General features: G+C 48.6%; 2 rRNA genes. Both read left to right on the top strand.

Annotation, left to right across the window (positions count from 1 at the left end):
- The first annotated feature begins 96 nt into the window (after positions 1-96).
- Positions 97-3,014: ribosomal RNA gene (locus EKM63_RS11200) — 23S ribosomal RNA — on the top strand.
- Positions 3,015-3,088: 74 nt separating this feature from the next.
- A 5S ribosomal RNA gene (gene rrf, locus EKM63_RS11205) occupies positions 3,089-3,205 on the top strand.

A 3,205-nucleotide genomic window follows, 5' to 3' on the forward strand; every position in this document is an offset into this window, starting at 1 on the left:
AACTCGTACCTTGAAAACTGGATATTAAGAAATGTAATGAATTAAAGAAACACCGAAAACTGCGCGATAAAAATGTCTTTGGACATATTTTGTCAAGGTTAAGTTATAAAGGGCGCACGGTGGATGCCTAGGCACTAGGAGCCGAAGAAGGACGTAACTAACGACGATACGCCACGGTTAGCTGTAAGTAAGCTATGACCCGTGGATCTCCGAATGGGGGAACCCAATCATCGTAATGGATGATTACTTGAAAGTGAATACATAGCTTTTAAGAGGAAGACGCAATGAACTGAAACATCTAAGTAGTTGCAGGAATATAAAGAAAAATCGATTCCCTGAGTAGCGGCGAGCGAAACGGGAAGAGCCCAAACCAGAGAGCTTGCTCTCTGGGGTTGTAGGACTGGCGACATGAGAAAAGGGTAAGGATAGCAGAATCGACTGGAAAGTCGAGCCAAAGAGAGTGAAAGCCTCGTACGCGAAATCCGAACCACTCTAGCCGGTATCCTGAGTACGGCGGGACACGAGAAACCCCGTCGGAATCTGGGAGGACCATCTCCCAAGGCTAAATACTCCCTAGTGACCGATAGTGAACCAGTACCGTGAGGGAAAGGTGAAAAGAACCCCGGAAGGGGAGTGAAATAGATCCTGAAACCGTGTGCCTACAAGTAGTCAAAGCCCGTTAAGGGGTGATGGCGTGCCTTTTGTAGAATGAACCGGCGAGTTACGTTTACATGCGAGGTTAAGCAGAAGATGCGGAGCCGGAGCGAAAGCGAGTCTGAATAGGGCGAATGAGTATGTAGATGTAGACCCGAAACCAAGTGACCTACCCATGTCCAGGTTGAAGATGCGGTAAAACGCATTGGAGGACCGAACCCATGTATGTTGAAAAATGCTGGGATGAGGTGTGGGTAGCGGTGAAATTCCAAACGAACTTGGAGATAGCTGGTTCTCTCCGAAATAGCTTTAGGGTTAGCCTCGGGGAATAGGATCGTGGAGGTAGAGCACTGTTTGGACTAGGGGCCCGTCTTGGGTTACTGAATTCAGATAAACTCCGAATGCCATAGATCTATACCCGGGAGTCAGACGGTGAGTGATAAGATCCATCGTCGAAAGGGAAACAGCCCAGATCACCAGTTAAGGTCCCAAAATTCATGCTAAGTGGAAAAGGATGTGGAAATGCACAGACAACTAGGATGTTGGCTTAGAAGCAGCCATTCATTCAAAGAGTGCGTAATAGCTCACTAGTCGAGTGATTCTGCGCCGAAAATGTACCGGGGCTAAGCATGATACCGAAACTGTGGATGTATCGTAAGATACGTGGTAGGAGAGCGTTGTAAAAGCATTGAAGCTGTACCGTGAGGAGCAGTGGAGTTTTTAGAAGTGAGAATGCCGGTATGAGTAGCGAAAGATCAGTGAGAATCTGATCGGCCGAAAGACTAAGGTTTCCTGGGGAAGGCTCGTCCTCCCAGGGTTAGTCGGGACCTAAGATGAGACCGAGAGGTGTAATCGATGGAAAACAGGTTGAGATTCCTGTACTAGTTTATTTTGTTTGAACGATGGAAGGACGCAGGAGGATGATGTGTGCACACAGCTGGAAAAGTGTGTTCAAGCAGAAAGTCTTGGTAAGAGTCAAATGCTTTTACCTATACGGACGATCTGTGATGAGGAGCGAAATTTAAGTAGCGAAGCACAGTAACTCACACTGCCGAGAAAAGTTTCTAGTTAGAAATAAACTACCCGTACCGCAAACCGACACAGGTAGTCGAGGAGAGAATCCTAAGGTCAGCGAGTGAACTCTCGTTAAGGAACTCGGCAAAATGACCCCGTAACTTCGGGAGAAGGGGTGCTGGTGTAACAGCCAGCCGCAGTGAATAGGCCCAAACAACTGTTTATCAAAAACACAGGTCTATGCTAAATCGTAAGATGACGTATATGGGCTGACGCCTGCCCGGTGCTGGAAGGTTAAGAGGATCAGTTAGCTTTAGAGCGAAGCTGAGAATTGAAGCCCCAGTAAACGGCGGCCGTAACTATAACGGTCCTAAGGTAGCGAAATTCCTTGTCGGGTAAGTTCCGACCCGCACGAAAGGCGTAATGATTTGGGCACTGTCTCAACGAGAGACTCGGTGAAATTATAATACCCGTGAAGATGCGGGTTACCCGCGACAGGACGGAAAGACCCCATGGAGCTTTACTGTAGCTTGATATTGAGTTTTTGTATGACATGTACAGGATAGGTAGGAGCCGTAGAAGTCGGAACGCTAGTTTCGATCGAGGCATTGGTGGGATACTACCCTTGTTATATGAAGGCTCTAACCTGCATCGCTAAGCGCGGTGAGGGACAGTGTCTGGTGGGCAGTTTGACTGGGGCGGTCGCCTCCTAAAAAGTAACGGAGGCGCTCAAAGGTTCTCTCAGAATGGTTGGAAATCATTCGTAGAGTGTAAAGGTATAAGAGAGCTTGACTGCGAGACTGACAAGTCGAGCAGGGACGAAAGTCGGACTTAGTGATCCGGTGGTACCGAATGGAAGGGCCATCGCTCAACGGATAAAAGCTACCCTGGGGATAACAGGCTTATCTCCCCCAAGAGTTCACATCGACGGGGAGGTTTGGCACCTCGATGTCGGCTCATCGCATCCTGGGGCTGTAGTCGGTCCCAAGGGTTGGGCTGTTCGCCCATTAAAGCGGTACGCGAGCTGGGTTCAGAACGTCGTGAGACAGTTCGGTCCCTATCCGTCGCGGGCGTAGGAAATTTGAGAGGAGCTGTCCTTAGTACGAGAGGACCGGGATGGACATACCTCTGGTGTACCAGTTGTTCTGCCAAGAGCATCGCTGGGTAGCTACGTATGGACGGGATAAACGCTGAAAGCATCTAAGTGTGAAGCCCCCCTCAAGATGAGATTTCCCATTCCGTTAAGGAAGTAAGATCCGTTAGAGAATATGACGTAGATAGGCTGCGGGTGGAAGTGTAGTGATACATGGAGCTGAGCAGTACTAATAGATCGAGGGCTTAACCGGAAGTCAGTTTGAAGTGATTCAGAGGTTCATTACATATACTTAATATCTAGTTTTGAAGGTACGAGGGATATAAGTGTGGTGGCGATAGCAAGAAGGATACACCTGTTCCCATGCCGAACACAGAAGTTAAGCTTCTTAACGCCGAAAGTAGTTGGTGGGAAACTGCCCGCGAGGATAGGTAGTTGCCACGC

It is taken from the genome of Companilactobacillus mishanensis (genome assembly GCF_003946505.1).
GTDB classification, from domain to species: Bacteria; Bacillota; Bacilli; order Lactobacillales; family Lactobacillaceae; genus Companilactobacillus; species Companilactobacillus mishanensis.